Source organism: Natronomonas salsuginis, assembly GCF_005239135.1.
Classification (GTDB): Archaea; Halobacteriota; Halobacteria; order Halobacteriales; family Haloarculaceae; genus Natronomonas; species Natronomonas salsuginis.
On record NZ_QKNX01000002.1, the window covers coordinates 69,708 to 85,907 of the forward strand.

A 16,200-nucleotide genomic window follows, 5' to 3' on the forward strand; every position below is an offset into this window, starting at 1 on the left:
GACGATCAGCCGATCCGAACCGGTTCGGCCTCGAACCGATCGCCGCGCCAGCGCCAGCTACCGATCGCCGGTTCGGCGGCCAGGGAGACGATCACGTACGAGTGGTCGGGCCACGCCGCGAGCCGAGCGTCCGTGTCGCTCGGTTCGAGCGGGCCGTGCGGGTGGGAGTGATAAAAGCCGACGACATCGAACCCGGCCCCGTCGATCCGTTCGAGCAGTTCCAGCTCCGCCGTCGGCTCGATCTCGTATCTGACTTCGGGGCAGTTGGCCGCGTTCGTCGCCCGGTATACCCGGTCGACTCGCGACGGGTCCCCGCGCCGTCCAGCGAGGACGCCGACGACCTCCTCGGGCGCGCCGGAGCGGGCGTGGTCGACGATCTCGCGCCGAAGGTCGTCGGGCAGTTCGAGCGTCATCCGAGCTCGGGGAGCGACGTCGCCATCCACGGCTCCGGGACGTCGAAGTGCTCCGGCTGGAGCAACGCTGCGAGCGTTTCGAGCGTCTCGACGACGCGCGGCCCCGGGCGATTCGTGAGGTGGTGGCCGTCCATCGCGTAGGCTCGGTTCATCCGAACCGCGCGGAGCGACGACCAGCCCTCCCGCACCGTCAGATCGGAACGGTTCTCGGCGATCTGGTCGAGTTCGAATCCGCAGGGGGCGGCGACGAGGATATCCGGATCGTCGTCGCGGATCTCCACCCACTCCCGTGGCGTCGAGGCGTCGCCGGGGTCGGCGAGGCCGTACTCCCCGCCCGCGAGCTCGACCAGCTCGGGCACCCAGTGTCCGGCGACCATGGGTGGATCGAGCCAATCGAGGACGGCGACCGACGGCTCGATGGGGCTCTCGGCCGCCGTCGTGGCGACCCGGTCGATTCGTGCCCGAAGCTCATCGACGAGTTCTGCCGCTCGCTCTCGTCGCCCGAGCGCGTCGCCGATCGACTCGATGTCGCGCAAGATGTCCCCGACGCTGTGTGGGTCCGTCGTCACTAGTTCGCAGTTCAGCCCCAGCTCTTCGATCGCGGATTCGACGGCGACCGTGTCGACGGCGCACACCTCACAGATCCCCTGGGAGATGACGACGTCCGGAGCTGCCGCCGCCAGCGCCTCGCGATCGATCCGGTAGACGCCGCCCTCCGACGCGGATTCTTGGACCTGCGCGTCGATCTCGGCGCTGGATGCCGACGCGTCGATGCGTGATTTGACGACCGACGGTGCGTCTCGGACCCTCGGCGGGTAATCGCACTCGTGTGAGGTCGCCACCGGCTCGACGCCGAGGGCGGCGACGATCTCGGTCGCCGAGGGCAACAGCGAAACGACGCGTGGGGGCACGGCTCTTTGAATCCTCCTACCCGGTGTTTGGCCGCCGGAAAAATGAATCTGCTGGCGATGTCGGGGCGCGACCTACATCGACTCAGGTGCTTCGACCCCGAGGATGTCGAGCGCGTTCGCGACGGCGTGTCTGGCGGCGACCACGAGCGCCAGTCGGGCTGCTCGCGTCGCCTCGTCGTCGGCCGTGATGACCGGACACTCGCGGTAAAAGCCGTTGAACCGGTCGGCGATCTCGCGGGTGTAGGTCGCGATGCGGTGCGGTTCGTGGTCCTCGGCCGCGCTCTCGACGACGCCGGGGAAACGGGCGATCGTCCCGAGCAGGTCGCGCTCGGCGGCCGTCGAGAGCGCCGAGACGTCGAGTTTCGGCTCGATGCCGTCGGCCTCGTCGACGATCCCACAGCAGCGCGCGTGGACGTACTGGACGTACGGGGCCGATTGGGCCTCGAAGTCGAGCGCGCGATCCCACTCGAAGGTGATCGCCTTCGCGGGCTGCTTCGAGACGATGTCGTAGCGCACTGCACCGATGCCAACCTGTCTGGCGATCCGCTTGACGTCGCTCTCGTCGAGGTCGTCGTCTCTAAGCCGGTCGTCGAGGCGGGTCTCGACTTCCTCGCGGGCGCGGTCGATCGCCTCGTCGAGGAGGTCGTCGAGCTGGACGCCGGTCCCGGCGCGCGTCGACATCTTCCCCTCCGGCAGGTTGACGTACGAGTAGATGACCGTGTCGAGCCGGTCGGCGTCGTTGCCGAGATCCTCGAGCGCGACGCGGAGCTGTCGGGCCTGCAGTTTGTGGTCCTCGCCGAGGACCGTCACCGCGCGGTCGTAGTTGTCGAACTTCCACTCGTGGTGGGCGAGATCGCGGGTCGTGTACAGCGAGGTGCCGTCGGCTCGGAGGAACACGAGGTTCTTGTCGATCTCCTCGAAGGTGAGCTGCCACGCGTCCTCCTCGTAGACCGCCCGATCGTGCGCTTTCAGCCGGGCGACCACGTCGTCGGTCGAGCCGTCGCGCATGAACCGCGTCTCCTTGACGAACTCGTCGAACTCCGCGGGGAGGCGGCCGAGACACTCGCGCATCCCGCCCAACACGGTGTCGACGACCTCGGTGACGCGCTCGTAGGTCGCTTCGTCGCCCGCCTCGAGCCCCTGGAGGATCGCCGCGATCTCGGCTTCGGCTTCCTCGACCTCGTCGGGGTCGGCGTTCTCGAGGAACTCGTTGCCCTTTCGGTAGTAGCGGACCATCCGATACTCCGCGCGATCGCGGGCCGGCTCCGGGAGCTCGGACTCGTCGAACGTCTCGTAGGCCCACGTGAAGACGGCCATCTGTCGCCCGGCGTCGTTGACGTAGTAGTGGCGCTCGACATCGTATCCGGCGTAATCGAGCAGGTTTGCGACGGCGTCGCCGACGATGGGGTTGCGCGCCCGCCCGACGTGGACCGGTCCCGTCGGGTTCGCGGAGGTGTGTTCGACGACGACGGACGTCTCGCGCGAATCGAGCGAGCCGTAGTCGCCCGCTTGGGCCGCCTCGAGCGTCCCCTCGAAGTAGGCGTCGCTCGGGACAAAGTTGAGATACGGCCCTTGCGCGTCGACCTGGCCGATGTACGTGTGCGCATCGGCGTCCAGTTCCTCGAGCAGTTCGGCGGCGACCTGTGGCGGCGGCGCGCCGGCCTCTGAGGCGAGTCGGAAGGCGACGCTGGATGCGAAGACGGCGTCGACGTCCTCGGGCGGTTCTTCGATCCCGAGGTCCTTGGTCGGATAGCCGCGGGCGGCGAGCGCGTCGGTGAGCGCCGCCCGGACCTCCTCGCGTAGAGCGATGTACATATCTGATGGTCCTCCCGCCCGATAAAGGGGCTTTCGAAGGACGCGAGCGGGAGCGTGCGAGCGGTCGACCGCTCGCGCAACCGCGACCTTTAGGGCGCTGTGTACCAATCGACGCGTATGCCCAAGCAGGTCGACGACCCCGACTACCACAGCGAAAACCACACCGCCGCCCAGACCTGCGGGTGGACCGCCAACGCGTTGCGCGGCGAGGGTCGCTGTTACAAAAATCATTTCTACGGCATCCAATCGCACCGCTGCATCCAGATGACGCCCGTGGTCAAGTGCAACGAGCGCTGCGTGTTCTGCTGGCGCGACCACGCCGGCCACGCCTACGAGCTCGGGGACGTCGAGTGGGACGATCCCGAGGCCGTCGCAGACGCGTCGATCGAACTCCAGCGGACGCTCTTGTCGGGCTTCGGCGGCAACGAGAAGGTCCCAGAACGGGCCTTCGAGGAGGCGATGAAGCCCCGTCACGTCGCGATCTCGCTGGACGGCGAACCCACGCTGTACCCGTATCTGCCGGAACTCATCGACGCCTTCCACGACCGCGGGATCACGACCTTCCTCGTCTCCAACGGGACCCGTCCCTCGGTCCTCGAACAGTGCGATCCGACCCAGCTGTACGTGAGCGTCGACGCTGCGGATCGACAGACGTTCAAAGACGTCGTCAAACCGGTCGAGGAGAACGCTTGGGAGCGTCTGATCGAGACGCTCGACGTGCTGGCCGAGAAGGACGACACTCGAACGGTGCTTCGGACGACGCTTCTGTCCGGGCACAACATGCACCATCCCGAGTGGTTCGCCGCGATGTTCGACCGCGCCGACGCGGACTTCGTCGAACTGAAGGCGTACATGCACGTCGGGAATTCTCGCGGTCGATTGGACCGCGACGTGATGCCCGACCACGAGGACGTCGTCGCGTTTACCGAGGCCGTCCGGGAGTTCCTCCCGACGCACCCGTTCGTCCGGGACGTCGAGGCCTCCCGCGTCGCCCTCCTCGCCCGCGACGAAGACACGATGGTCCCGGAGCTGAAGGGCGGCAGCGACTTTTGGCGGCAGGAACCGTACGCCGAGTCGTAGTTCGACGCGCCGTCGATTCACCGCCTTCGACACGTTTTAATCGACGACTCCCGAACTTGGAGTACGATCTCGGTTCGGCCGCTCGCCTTTCCAAATTCGTTATGCGTACCATTTTCGTTACGATTAAGAGGGCCGATACCCTACCACGACCCATGGCACAGACGACGGAACGCGCCGGCTACGACGAGTTGGCGACGCTGAAACTCGTCGCGCTCGACGGCGCGCTCGACGGTCGGACTACGGTCACGTGTTCGGAACTGGCCGACCGGCTCGACGCATCCACCCAGACGGCCTCCCGACGGCTCCAACGGCTCGAAGATACGGGCTATCTGACCCGCGAGCTGACCGGCGACGGCCAGATTCTCTCGCTCACCGACGAGGGCGAACGCGCCCTCCAACGCGAGTACGCCGATTATCGCCGGCTGTTCGAGGGCGACGCGGACGTGACGCTTCGGGGAGTCGTGACGAGCGGCATGGGCGAGGGCAGCCACTACATCTCGCTGCCGGGGTACATGCGGCAGTTCCGCGACCGTCTCGGCTACGAGCCGTTCCCCGGGACGCTGAACGTCGAGCTATCCGACGAGAGCGTTCGAACTCGCGCCCGCATGGACGCCCTCGACCCGATTCGAATCGATGGCTGGGCGGACGACGATCGAACCTACGGCCCCGCCTTCTGTTGGCCGGCGACGATCCAGACGGCCGACGGCACTCGCTACGACGACGCCCACGTCATCGCCCCCGAACGGACCCACCACGGCTCGGACCAACTCGAAGTGATCGCCCCCAACAAGCTCCGCGAAGCGCTCTCGACCGACGACGGCGACACCCTTCAGATCTATGTCTCAGAGCAGTAAACACGCGCGGGCGATCCGCGGCGTCGACGCGACCATCTCGGCGTTCGCCGCCGGCGGTCCAGTCCTGATTCACGACGCGACCGACCGCGAAGGCGAGGTCGACCTCGTCTACCCCGCCGCACCGGTCGTGCCAGCCGACGTCGCACGGATGCGAAATGACGCGGGCGGACTCGTCTGCGTCGCCCTCTCGGATGCGATCTGTGAGGCGTGGGCGCTCCCGTTCAAGCAGGAACTGCTCGATCACCCGGCCGGAGCCGATCATGAGTTGGGCTACGACGAGCGCTCCTCGTTCTCGATCACGGTCAACCACCGCGACACGTTCACGGGCATCACCGACGAGGACCGCGCGCTCACCATCTCCGAACTCGGCGCGGCCGCCGGCCGTATCGCCCGCGAACACGTGGTCGCGGGCGACGGCGCGTCCGAGGCGATCGCCACCGACGCCGAGCGCTTCGCCGAGCAGTTCCGCGCCCCTGGACACGTCCACCTCCTCCGCGGCGCGCCCGATCTCCTCGACGACCGCGCAGGCCACACCGAACTCGGCCTCGCGCTGGCCGAGGCGGCCGGCGTCGAGCCCGCGGTCGTCGTTTGTGAAATGTTGGACGACGAGACGGGCGGTGCGCTCACGCCCACGGCTGCGCGAGCGTACGCCGACCGACATGGCTTCCCGTACGTCGAGGGGAGCGAACTGATCGCTCGGCTCGGGTGAGTCGCGCTTCGCAGTCACCGAGTCCGAGCACTGATTTTATACGGATGCTGGCGAAATAGCGGAGAGCTGTGGCACCCTTTTCGGCCCTCCACGCGGTTTCGACGGCGATGCTGCAAGCGCCTCCGAACGTCAACGTCGACCCCACGACCGGCGTCGCCAGCGGCACTATCAGTGCCTTCCTGACGACGCTCATCGTCGGAACGATAAGAGTAACACCGCGTCGATGATCCCGAACACGGCGAACGTCTCGCCGTACTCGATGAGCCCGACGACGGATGGCCCGAGGACGAGTCCCGCCGCGATCTCCCCGACGAGCGCCGGGACACCCGCCCGCTCGAAGGCTTCGCCGAAGACCAGCGCGACCAACAGCGTCACGCCGACCACCAGCAGTATGTCGGCCATCGGCACCGAATTCGTCACGAACCCTCCTGTTTTTTGCTCCCGAATGTGGCTGGCCTAACCTCGAAACGTCACCATCCAAACCCGTCCGTTGTCGTTCGGCCCGCTCGCAGCATTGTGCTGAGAGAAACGTCCTGACGGAGATTTGAACTCCGGTCCCTGGCTCCGCAAGCCGTCTCCTAAAGTAGTCTCCTACTTCTAACAACAACTCTCGACTCCTCCGTATAGCGAACTTCTCCGTCTCCGTGCTGCGATTGTATGTGTTATTGGCTTATAAAGACCCGCCTCGATGGTGTGACCGACAACGTTGGTTCCATGAGTTTTGCTCCCCTGACCCAAAACCGAATGTATCCCTTGTCGAAGGTCGCGGCCACCTTCTTGGCAGAGACCAACAGCGGTCGTCGGTGTATCGAGCCAATTGAATCCCCCTGCCGGTATCGCCGCTCATCTTTTCGGGGAAGCACAGGGATTGCGGAACTTTCGCATATAAGAATACTATATGCCAGACTTCCGCAAAGCTACCCCTTGCCCACGTGCTTCTTCCAGAGATGAGCGGCTATGGAGGAATGTTCTCTGTGTGCCCAAACTGTGCGAGCGGCGCTTTCCCAACTTCGAGGTAGTACGCTCCGATGCAGTCAGTCTCGATTTCTTTGCGCTTGTGCGAGGCGTCGAGGTCACTCCGCTCGGCGTAGGCAAACAGGGCATCGCCCCCGAAGGTTTGTTCGTGGTTGTAGAGCCGTGAAGAGATGTTACTCGATTCTCCAATGTACGCCAACGTCGAATCCTGCCCCTCGTACCAGATGCGATAGACTCCTGTATCGGGTGGGTCGGCATTGAGTCGTTCTGCAAGTCGATATGGTTCGGACCATTCGAGGTGCATCCAATCTCGGGCCAGTGGTTCACGCCAGTTCTGCCAGTCAGGTGGCTGGACACCACTCGCAGAATTAGGTTCGTCCTCGCCCGATGCGAGTGGACCGCCCCTGTATGCAGGGTCGCTCTGACTGTAGGAGGATTGTTTGTAGCCGTCGATGATGCGACCGAAGTTTGCTGTCGGGCTACAGTTTGCCTCCCGTCGATGGAGGGCGATGAGAGCCGCCTCTATTCCCTTGCGGTGTTGGTCATCCTCTGCCTTCGGGGGAGTGGTGTACGAGACGTCGAGTGCAGAGCCAACGTTATCTTGAACTGCCCACAGGCACGGAGCCGCAGTATGTGGGTCGCGGTAGGGCATCTCATCGGCATAGGCTCCTCTGGCAAGGCTCTGGATGCGCCTTCGTGTATCGCCAGACTCACCGATGTATTCGAGATGGTCTCGGTTCTCAGTCCTGTGACGGACACGGTACAGTCCCGGTTCTTTGGGCACCTCGGAGAACGAGTCTATCTCGAGAGAATTCCACTCGGACCATTCTATCTTAGATAGGAGCAAGCAGGGTGAATTGAGTTTACTCATTAGTACTTATTATTTTTCAAACCATTAACCTATATTATTCTGGATAACCATAGAGGATAATCAGAGTTGCTGTAGGATTTCAATAAGTGTGGTTATTGAATTTGAACCATCGAATATCCCAGACTATGTAGAGAAATGTAGTTTCTCACAATCTGTTGATTTTATAATTAGCTACTCAAAGTTTGTCAAGAAGCGATTGTTTCTTTTCTTCAAACTCTTTCTCGGTGAGTACGCCTTCGTCATGTAGCTGTTTGATATTCTTTAGCTGTTCCGTTGGGTCTGGGTCTGCAGATTCCTGTGTGATAACTTGTTGCTGTTTAGTTTCTGATATTTTCTCTCGTATGAACCGTACAGCATCTCTACATTCGTCTTTTCCAGGTTCGTGTACTTCTATGTGATATGTCTGCCCAGGTGTTTGTAAACTTATTCGCTTATTCACTAATCCGGTATCTAAGTCAACGCTTGTAATACTATCATACGGGATAGACCGTTCATCACTTCCAAGCCACTGTGGTATTTTCACAGCAACTCTTTTGTCTGTTATTGCCGCCCGAACGTACCCTTTCGTTCCAGATTTTCTACTCCTGTCATCACCAAACAAGGATGTTCCCGCTGAGGAACCTTCAACATCTACTGTAGAGCCGCGAGTGAGATAATGAACTGTCTCATCATCATCCAAAACCGACTCTACTTTTTTTATTCTGGTATCTGTTACGTATGCTCCTCGGCCCATCCCACTTTTATCGGTGGCTTCTTTCTGACTACTTGTATCGCTGTTTTCGACAATCTCAGACACATCTTCACCGCATTCACGGCAAAAGTTCTGTTGAGTAGAGAATCCCTCGCCGCAGTTTGGACAATGAGGCATACTTGTCCTTGATAGATGCCCCAGATGGCATAATCTTTTGCCCTACATAACTGGGATAAGCGAATACATAATAATACGTGAAAGTACAATATATTAGCAAGATTTATATTATTTTGATATGAGGTTTAGGACATGTCATCAGAGGATACGATTTACTGTATAAATTGTGGGACAGAGATGTCGGAAGGAACAAAATTTTGTCCAGAGTGCGGTTCAACCCAAGACCAAAGTGAAATAGAAGAAACCAATGAGAGTGTTTCGGAAAGTTCAGGATTCACATCTTGGGCGCCAGGATTCAAGCCAGGTAGCACGGGTCGAAATATCTTGGTCGGAATTGCTTATTTTGTCTTTTTCTATGTTGGAATATTTGTGTTAGTATACGGGTATCTGAAGGAAAATCCAGAATCAGGCAGCACGTTTGCTTGGGTGCTGGGTATACTCCTGATTTTAGCAGGATTTGGTGGTTTGACTGACGGAACAGCTCAGGGAATTATTGGAGGAATCATTGCCGTTTTAGTTGGGATAATTGTACTTCCGATAGTAAGAAATAAGATTGGGATTGGAAGCCCACCACCTGGCATCAAAAAAGGAAACACGGCGCGGAGAAATGCTCTGATTAGCGTTGGATACGGACTTGGCGCGATGGTAGTTGGTGGTGCAGCGTTACCCGAGTCCGAATCTTCCAGCTCACCAACTACCGAAAATGGTGGGGGAAGTAGCAGTGATGGGGGAAGTAGCAGTGATGGGGGAAGTAGCAGTGATGGGGGAAGTAGCAGTGATGGGGGAAGTAGTGACCCTTATCCAAATGCGTATTATTATGATGAAGGAACTGGAATTGTGTTGGAGGATGATGTTAGTGCTGAAGCAGACAGTATTGGTTCATTGTACATACGAGGAACAGCACGCAATGAAAGTGGACAAAGCTATAGTTATGTGCAAATAACGTATTCGGTGCTTGACAGCTCTGGCGCAAAGATTGCAGATGCGCTGGATAACACCAGCGGATTGGATGAAGGACAAAGCTGGCGGTATGAGGCGTTAGCAGCATCTGCAGATAACGCCGATTCATACCAGATACAAGATATTACCGCATACTAAGATTAACTTTTGATTATTTTTCGTTGACCCCTAAATTGGGATTCGGTTCCTCGAAACCATCCCTGTAACACGGCCAACAGGAAAGACCTTCCATCAACGGAAGACAGTCGCAGTCTTCTGGTCGCTCGTCGGAGTGGTCGACTCCGTCTTTTTCGACCGTCACGCCTCCGTCTGCTTTCACGGTCGGCTCGGTGCTCACCGCTTCGAGGACAGGCTCTCGAATCGCCACGGCGACCATATGCTTACACACTCCGTCCTGATACTCCCACGCAGGACAGGTACAGTTGAACGGAATACCACCCTCAACGTGAACCGTGTAGGTGTGCTCCTCTGGTTCGTCGTGAGAACCATTCACGACTTCGACATCTCCGCCTTCGAGTAGTGTGAACTCGAACGCCTCCCACGAAGCGCGCTTCTCGACCGTTGTATCTGCATCCAGTAGTTCGACCACTTCCGAAGGGGCTAATTCCGACATCGTTAGCCCTCGATGAAGGTCGTGAACTCGTTTCCGCACTCGCTACATCTGTGAGTGAAGATTAGCGAATCGGAGTACCCCCGTCGCTTGCTCGTCGTGATTGCCTCGATGGAGCAGAGACACGGCACCCCTGCATCGAGACGGAATCCCGGTAGTTGTCGCAGTCGGTCGATTTGCTGTTCGCCAAGTTCTTGTGCGCCGTTGTTCGTAGTTTGCATTGGCCTCTTGCCTCACAGTGAGAAGGCCACCGTCCGCCTGTTCCAGCAGGCGGGCATTTTCCGAACGATATGCCCCGAAAGGACGGCTTCCTTCTCACCTTTTCCTATGTAGGCTAAGGTGATAAGCCTTTGCCTTTGGAGGAAAGGGTTATATTTCTGCCTGTGAGATATGCCAATATGACGAATCCAGAGCGAGACTCTGAATCGGGAAAACTAACCGAACGGTATTCCGACGAGGATTTTCTTGAAGCCGTCACGGAGCTTGAACCAGCGAGTACACGGGAAATTGCTGAAGCGGTAGGATGCTCTCGACGTAACGCGGATGTCCGATTGAGAAAACTCGAAGAGGCTAACGAAATACGAAAGAAGAAGGTCGGAAATTCGCTGACGTGGTTTTCAGTAGAGTGAGTTTTATTTTTTAAGCGATAGTGCACGAAGCCGCATAGTATACAGGCCACCCCTTTCGCGGACCTACCCCTCGCTGGAGTGGAGTAAATGCGGTTGTTAACAATCAACACTGAGGGGGAATATTGAGCCAAGAAACCCGGCTACCTCCAAATTTCATCTCATCTCAAAATGCGGTCAGGTTAATGCGACCCCATCGAGAATTACGCTGAATCCTGCTAATGTCCCTGAATATGCGTTATATGCATATATGGAATACACCCTATGCAGCCCAAGGATAGCGGCCAATGGACTCACTACGAGAAGTAATATTATTCTTACTGTAATGGATTTTGAGCCCGACAAATCGGAGGACATCATTGTGTAGTATAAGATTTCCTATATGGCTTCAGGTGGCCTAAAGGCGCTAATTTAGACACTCTCAGAAAATTCGGATGCGAAAAACCACCGGACGAGAAACCGTTTCATATTCCTACCCAGAATACATCAAATCCTTAATACTAAGTACCTATCAGCCCTATACTGTAGTACATCCCGACGAAAAACACTGGGATGTCTGAGAACCAATGATAGCAGAATACCTACACGCAGAGCGGACGCTGTACGATTCGCAGAACGAGAGCGGCCAGTTCGGGGGTGTCGGCGAATGAGTAAGTCTGAGCCGTGGCACGCAGGCTTCGACGTGGTCGACTTCGAAGCGACACCACTAAGCGAACTACCCGAAGACGACGGGTTCCACCTCATCTGTCCCGTCGATGGATGTGAACACGAAGCTGAGTTCGACCATCTCGGAGAAGTCAGAGAAAGCGGGTGGACGAAACTAAGTCGGAAAGACGCGATTCTCACGGATGGAACAACGCTCAAGGAAGCGTACTGCCCAGCACATTCCCTCGGTGACACTCAGGAGATGGTTACTGAGCTTCGTGAAGGGCTCGGTGTTCCACTGGATACGCAAAACCAGCAGTCCACTCGTGAACAAGACAAAGACGAGTACGCTGCCTTCGAGTTCGCTGATGGTGAGGTTACGCTCGACGGATTCCTTCTGACGTGTGGGTGCGATGCCTGCTATCGGCAGGAACACGCCGATGCTCTCGGTGATGCCGAACGAGATGGTTGGGTGAGCGGCCAGATGGTCGGTATCTTAGCTGATGGGCAAATGCTGTTTAACGGTCGCTGTCCTGAACACCGATAGGAGACGAGCTGTAGTCATCGAACTAAGAGCCACTTCGGGTAAGGGAACAGGACACGCCTACAAAAACAAACGTAGGGTAGTTTCGTACCATCCCAATTCCTGTTCCCCTCGCAGTGGCTCTCTACCCGTGACAGGTATGATGAGCCGCTAATCTATTGAGGAAGCACGTGGGGGTTGCGGAACTCTCCCATATAGAAAGACAATACGCCAAAGTCCCGCAAAAAATATTAGCGGCAAAAAACACTTTCTCCAGTAAGCTTACAAAAAGTTTAAATAGGAGGAAGCCATACAAACTAATACGAAGAACTTGAACACCGATTGGTAAACTCGGTGTGAGCTCGAATCGGACGACTCTATTTTGCCGATTCGGGTACTGTGGTGGTTCACATCCAGCGTTGGTTCAGTCGGCGGTATGCGGTTACAAATCAGTCAACAAAGAGATACAACTATGACACGAAATAACACAATCGTTCTCTCGGATGAGGAACGCGAACTGGTCGAACAGGTAAAACGAGCACGCTATGGCGACGAGAGTCTGCCTCACGGTTTCGTTATCGGAAATGCGCTCCGTCGAGACCTGCTCACCGCTCGGAAGACAGGGACGGCTACGGAGGTGTCCGTCGATGGGTGAGATTACTGTCGAGGTTGATGGTATCGAACACACGTATGCCATAGAGGAGTGGCTGGTCTGCGACAGCTGTAGCCACGGGTGGCTGAAACTCCTCAATGAGAACTCCGAAGCGTGTCCCGAATGTGGTGCAAAAGAGGTCAGCCTCACGGCAGAGCAAATCACAGACCGGCCGAAGTGGCTCTGGGATAGAGCCAATAGCATCGAGGAGATGGCGGCTCGAACCGAGCACAAAGCGAAGCTCCTACGAAAGTTAGCGCAGAGGGGATGGGCTCTTAACGAGCCACCAAGGGATGGGTATGCGCGTCTGACGAAATCCACAGAACAAGACGAAAACTCCGACGAGATAGAGGTGACTCTCTCCGAACAATAAGTCTCTGAACCAGCTATTGGTGTAGCTGGCTCAGGGAGGTCAAAAGAATGATTCCAATTAATAGTTATAACTCTAAGTTATTAAAGGTTTCGGTCATATTACTATCGCAAGGGACTCGGAGAGGGTCGCGGGTGAACAACCTCGCCAAAGAAGCGGCCAGAGGAGATAAACAATGAGCGCAGGGCAGTCGGTACAGACCGCCGATAGTGCCGACAGTTCTGGTGCTTTCAGCTCCGCAGTCCAGTTCTTCCACGACCAACTCGACCACGATATCAGTACCGTCGCTACGGCTCCTGTCGAAACGCCACGCGAGTATTTCACCGAGGTACGGGGATGGTCCGAAGAGACTGTCGAGAATCTCAAACTCGGATATGCCCCAAAATCTGCGCCGTTGAAGGCTCATCTCCGAGACCTCGGCTACGACGATGAGGAATTACTGGCGACAGGACTGTTCACCGAACTCGACAGCGGAGACATCTCCTGCCTGTTCAAAGGCCGCTACGTCTTTCCCTACTACGATGAAGCTGGTGAGCCTGCCTACGCAATCGCACGAGAGGCTGGCGAACACTCGACTCTCGGTGGCAAATATGTTAAGTGTGCCACATCTGGCTCTTCGGAAGTACAGGAGCCAATCTTCGGAATCCACGAGTTCGACCCTGACAAGGGGTGCTGGATAGTCGAAGGGATGGCCGACGCTACCACCGCACTGGAACACGAGATGCCAGTCCTCTCTCCAGTCACAACCCAATTCAAGCAGGACGACCGAGAGCGACTCCTCGAAATCCTCGAAGTCCACGACATAGAGAATGTAATGGTCGTCGCAGACAACGATGAGGCGGGCCTTCAAGGAGCGGTGTCGACTGCCACCTTCATCTCCGAGAGTGGCTACGATGCCTCTGTCACTACTCCGCCCAACGAGGGAGAAGACCTCGATGGATACGTCGAGTCCCGCGATGACTTCGAGAAGCTGGTCAGCCGTCAGACTCCCGTGGAAGAACACGAGTGCTACAACGAGGTTTCGACCGAGAGTACCCAGAATAGTGGGACAGAAAGCAGAGACTATGACGGCCCTCTGTCGAACCTCACGATACCCGATGTCGAGCCACGTCTTTCGGCTGGCTATCGGGGCAAGAATCCGCTTTCACATTCGGGAAGTCGGACTAACTACTTCGTGGTCAAAGAGGATGGAAGGGTCGCCTTCGACCACAAGAAGAAGGTCGGTTATAATCCCATCACGTACCTGCTGTGCGACATCGGCACACGCTCGCCCGACAGTCCAAACGGCGAACTCTCCAACAACGAGATTCAGGCCGTCCGTGAAGCGGCGAGCAATCGTGGTCTCATCTCCGAGGACGAGGATGATACCTACCAATTACGCTCTGATGGAAGCGAGCAATCCATCGCCCTCCCTGAAATTCCATCGCCATCTGAGGGGGAGTGGCAGGACACTCTCTCGGACGATGAGACAGCCCTGACGCTGGATGAAGCGCGCACTCGATGCCAGAGACAGATAGACACTGCTCTCCACAATGGCGCGCACAAGCTCATAGATGCCCTGCCAGCGATGGGGAAAAGTAGCGGCGTCATTCGGGGAGCGGCGAAGACTGATACTCCCATCAGTGTGTTCACTGCTCGGCACGACCTCTACGGACAGTACAGCGAATGGTGCGAGGAACACGGCCTATCGTATCATCAGCTTCCGTCCTTCCACGAGGACTGTCCTACGGCTCGTGGCGAACACGGCGACGACTGGCGCAAAAAGGTCCTCGACATCTACGACGAGGGAGTGATGGCCAGCGAGATACACAAGTGGGCGGAGGAGTATTTCGGTGAGCCGCTCCCCTGTGATGACGGGCAGGAATGCTCTTACAAGCAGGAGTGGGATTTCGAATCCGATGAGTACGATGTCCTCATCGGTCATTACCAGCACGCCTACAATCCAGACATCACCGCAGGGCGGGTCGCCGTCTTCGACGAGTTTCCCGCCGATTCGTTCCTGTTGGAATTCGAGGGCAACACGGTTACATCAGCGGTATCGGCCTACGTCTCCAGACAGGGCGGCCTTCCCTTCGAGGACTTCACCGAACTAATCGAAGGACGCAACTCCGAACAAGGGGAAGCGGCGCGCGACTGGTTCGATGCCGACGACCTCGAACGAGACGGTGAGCCTGTCCTGAACGACGCGAGCGGCTCGGCCAATGCATACGCGCCACTGCTCACATACGCGGTCCTCGTCGGAGAGAATCTCGGCAATGGATGGGAACACGCCGACCTCGACGCAGAGACAGGTGTCGGCAATCACCGGAGGGCGGCGCGGAATCGAGACTCAGGCGAGGTGTTCCTCCTCCTACCACCAGAACTGAATGACGCGAATGGTGTCATCGCTCTGGATGGAACACCGACGCCCGACCTCTGGCAACTGGCGGTCGACACTCGACTGAGCCACGAGCAAGTACTGTCCGACAAAGAGCGGGCCGACTATCTCACCGATGCGCTCGACTGCTCTATCATCCAAACGACAGACGCTACCAAGACGTATTCGAGCGGGACATACGTCAAACCAGAAGAAGATGGCCTTCTCTTCGAAGCGGTGGCCAAGCGTGAGGAGACGGAACCTGCCCTCATTTCCACAAGGAGAGCTATCGGCCAGTACGAGCAAGAAGGGGTACTCGCCCCTATCGGGAAGCACGAATATTACGGGAATCTGAAAGGTTCAAATCAGTTCAAGAGCGCGCGAGTCGGTATCGTCGCAGGGAGTCAGCACTACGGAGACGACTACGTCGAACGATGGGGCGCACTCGCTGGCACAAGTGTCGAACGTGGTGACGGCAAAGGGATGGACCTCGATTACGGCAAGTTCGGGAACAAAGTTCTTCGCCAAATGCGCGAGCACGAGGTGCTTCAAGCCGTACTCCGATTCGGCCGAAACGGTGATGACGCGAACATCTACGTCCACACTGCTGTTCTACCAGAGTGGGTTCCAGTCGAAGCAGAGGGTCGCATCGAACGCTGGAGCAAAGGAGTGCAAGAAGTGGTCGAAGTACTGGAGAACGACGCTCCCGACGAGTGGCGGACCAGCGATGTCGCGGAACAGGTGAGCATCTCCAAGCGACAGGTGCGGGCGAATCTGAAGAAACTCGCTGATGCTGGCTATGTCGAGAAGCGGAAAGAGGGTCGGGGAATTACGTGGGTCGTCAGCGAGGAGACAATAGACCGACTCGGTCAAGTCGAGTTCCGCTCGTCATAGACCGAGTGCGCGAGTTGCGGAAGTTTCCCATATAAGAATACAATATGCCAGAGTTCCGCAAAACACCC

At 57.8% G+C, this 16,200-nt stretch carries 15 protein-coding genes; 8 read left to right on the plus strand and 7 right to left on the minus strand.

Annotated features, from left to right (window positions below; all coding sequences use genetic code 11):
- Positions 1-5 precede the first annotated feature (5 nt).
- The 3 genes from DM868_RS05095 to argS all read right to left on the minus strand — a co-directional run bounded on the left by DM868_RS05095 (position 6) and on the right by argS (position 3,139).
- The gene (locus tag DM868_RS05095; RefSeq protein ID WP_137275778.1) at positions 6-413 is read right to left on the minus strand and encodes a desampylase; all 408 of its coding nucleotides are present in this window, start codon (positions 411-413) and stop codon (positions 6-8) included.
- Positions 410-1,324 carry an ABC transporter substrate-binding protein gene (locus DM868_RS05100; RefSeq protein ID WP_137275779.1) on the minus strand — a complete coding sequence of 305 codons (915 nt, stop codon included), beginning with the start codon at positions 1,322-1,324 and terminating at the stop codon, positions 410-412. Before DM868_RS05100 ends, DM868_RS05095 begins: the two co-directional genes overlap by 4 nt.
- Positions 1,325-1,396: 72 nt before the next feature.
- A complete protein-coding gene (gene argS, locus DM868_RS05105) occupies positions 1,397-3,139 on the minus strand; it encodes an arginine--tRNA ligase (RefSeq protein ID WP_137275780.1) in 1,743 nt (580 codons plus the stop codon).
- A 117-nt stretch (positions 3,140-3,256) separates the two neighbouring features.
- Between argS and twy1 the strand changes: the two genes are divergently transcribed.
- From twy1 to ribB, 3 genes are all read left to right on the plus strand, one after another.
- Positions 3,257-4,219, plus strand: a complete 963-nt coding sequence (twy1, locus tag DM868_RS05110; protein WP_137275781.1) for a 4-demethylwyosine synthase TYW1 — start codon at positions 3,257-3,259, stop codon at positions 4,217-4,219.
- Between the two features lie 152 nt (positions 4,220-4,371).
- A complete protein-coding gene (locus DM868_RS05115; RefSeq protein ID WP_137275782.1) occupies positions 4,372-5,073 on the plus strand; it encodes a DUF120 domain-containing protein in 702 nt (233 codons plus the stop codon).
- Positions 5,057-5,782 (plus strand): 3,4-dihydroxy-2-butanone-4-phosphate synthase, encoded by a 726-nt coding sequence (gene ribB, locus DM868_RS05120; protein ID WP_137275783.1) that lies wholly within the window; start codon positions 5,057-5,059, stop codon positions 5,780-5,782. The genes DM868_RS05115 and ribB overlap by 17 nt, the downstream gene beginning before the upstream one ends.
- Positions 5,783-5,971: 189 nt before the next feature.
- Here ribB and DM868_RS05125 read toward each other — a convergent pair whose 3' ends face one another.
- From DM868_RS05125 to DM868_RS05135, 3 genes are all read right to left on the minus strand, one after another.
- A complete protein-coding gene (locus tag DM868_RS05125) occupies positions 5,972-6,202 on the minus strand; it encodes a cation:proton antiporter (RefSeq protein WP_137275784.1) in 231 nt (76 codons plus the stop codon).
- A 535-nt stretch (positions 6,203-6,737) separates the two neighbouring features.
- A complete protein-coding gene (locus tag DM868_RS05130; protein ID WP_137275785.1) occupies positions 6,738-7,628 on the minus strand; it encodes a GIY-YIG nuclease family protein in 891 nt (296 codons plus the stop codon).
- Positions 7,629-7,803: 175 nt separating this feature from the next.
- Positions 7,804-8,496 (minus strand): PH domain-containing protein, encoded by a 693-nt coding sequence (locus tag DM868_RS05135; RefSeq protein WP_137275786.1) that lies wholly within the window; start codon positions 8,494-8,496, stop codon positions 7,804-7,806.
- 132 nt (positions 8,497-8,628) lie between these two features.
- On the opposite strand from DM868_RS05135, the gene DM868_RS05140 reads away from it, so the two are divergent.
- On the plus strand, positions 8,629-9,594 hold the full coding sequence (locus DM868_RS05140; protein WP_137275787.1) for an FxLYD domain-containing protein: 966 nt from the start codon (positions 8,629-8,631) through the stop codon (positions 9,592-9,594).
- A gap of 13 nt (positions 9,595-9,607) precedes the next feature.
- Here the strand turns inward: DM868_RS05140 and DM868_RS05145 are convergent, their stop codons facing one another.
- Positions 9,608-10,069, minus strand: coding sequence for an SWIM zinc finger family protein (locus DM868_RS05145; RefSeq protein ID WP_137275788.1), 462 nt, complete (start codon positions 10,067-10,069; stop codon positions 9,608-9,610).
- A gap of 395 nt (positions 10,070-10,464) precedes the next feature.
- On the opposite strand from DM868_RS05145, the gene DM868_RS05155 reads away from it, so the two are divergent.
- The 4 genes from DM868_RS05155 to DM868_RS05170 all read left to right on the plus strand — a co-directional run bounded on the left by DM868_RS05155 (position 10,465) and on the right by DM868_RS05170 (position 16,132).
- Positions 10,465-10,695, plus strand: coding sequence for a FaeA/PapI family transcriptional regulator (locus tag DM868_RS05155; RefSeq protein ID WP_137275790.1), 231 nt, complete (start codon positions 10,465-10,467; stop codon positions 10,693-10,695).
- Positions 10,696-11,338: 643 nt separating this feature from the next.
- Positions 11,339-11,884 (plus strand): hypothetical protein, encoded by a 546-nt coding sequence (locus DM868_RS05160; RefSeq protein WP_137275791.1) that lies wholly within the window; start codon positions 11,339-11,341, stop codon positions 11,882-11,884.
- A 623-nt stretch (positions 11,885-12,507) separates the two neighbouring features.
- On the plus strand, positions 12,508-12,885 hold the full coding sequence (locus DM868_RS05165; protein ID WP_137275792.1) for a hypothetical protein: 378 nt from the start codon (positions 12,508-12,510) through the stop codon (positions 12,883-12,885).
- Positions 12,886-13,057: 172 nt separating this feature from the next.
- Positions 13,058-16,132 (plus strand): toprim domain-containing protein, encoded by a 3,075-nt coding sequence (locus DM868_RS05170; protein ID WP_137275793.1) that lies wholly within the window; start codon positions 13,058-13,060, stop codon positions 16,130-16,132.
- Positions 16,133-16,200: the final 68 nt, after the last annotated feature.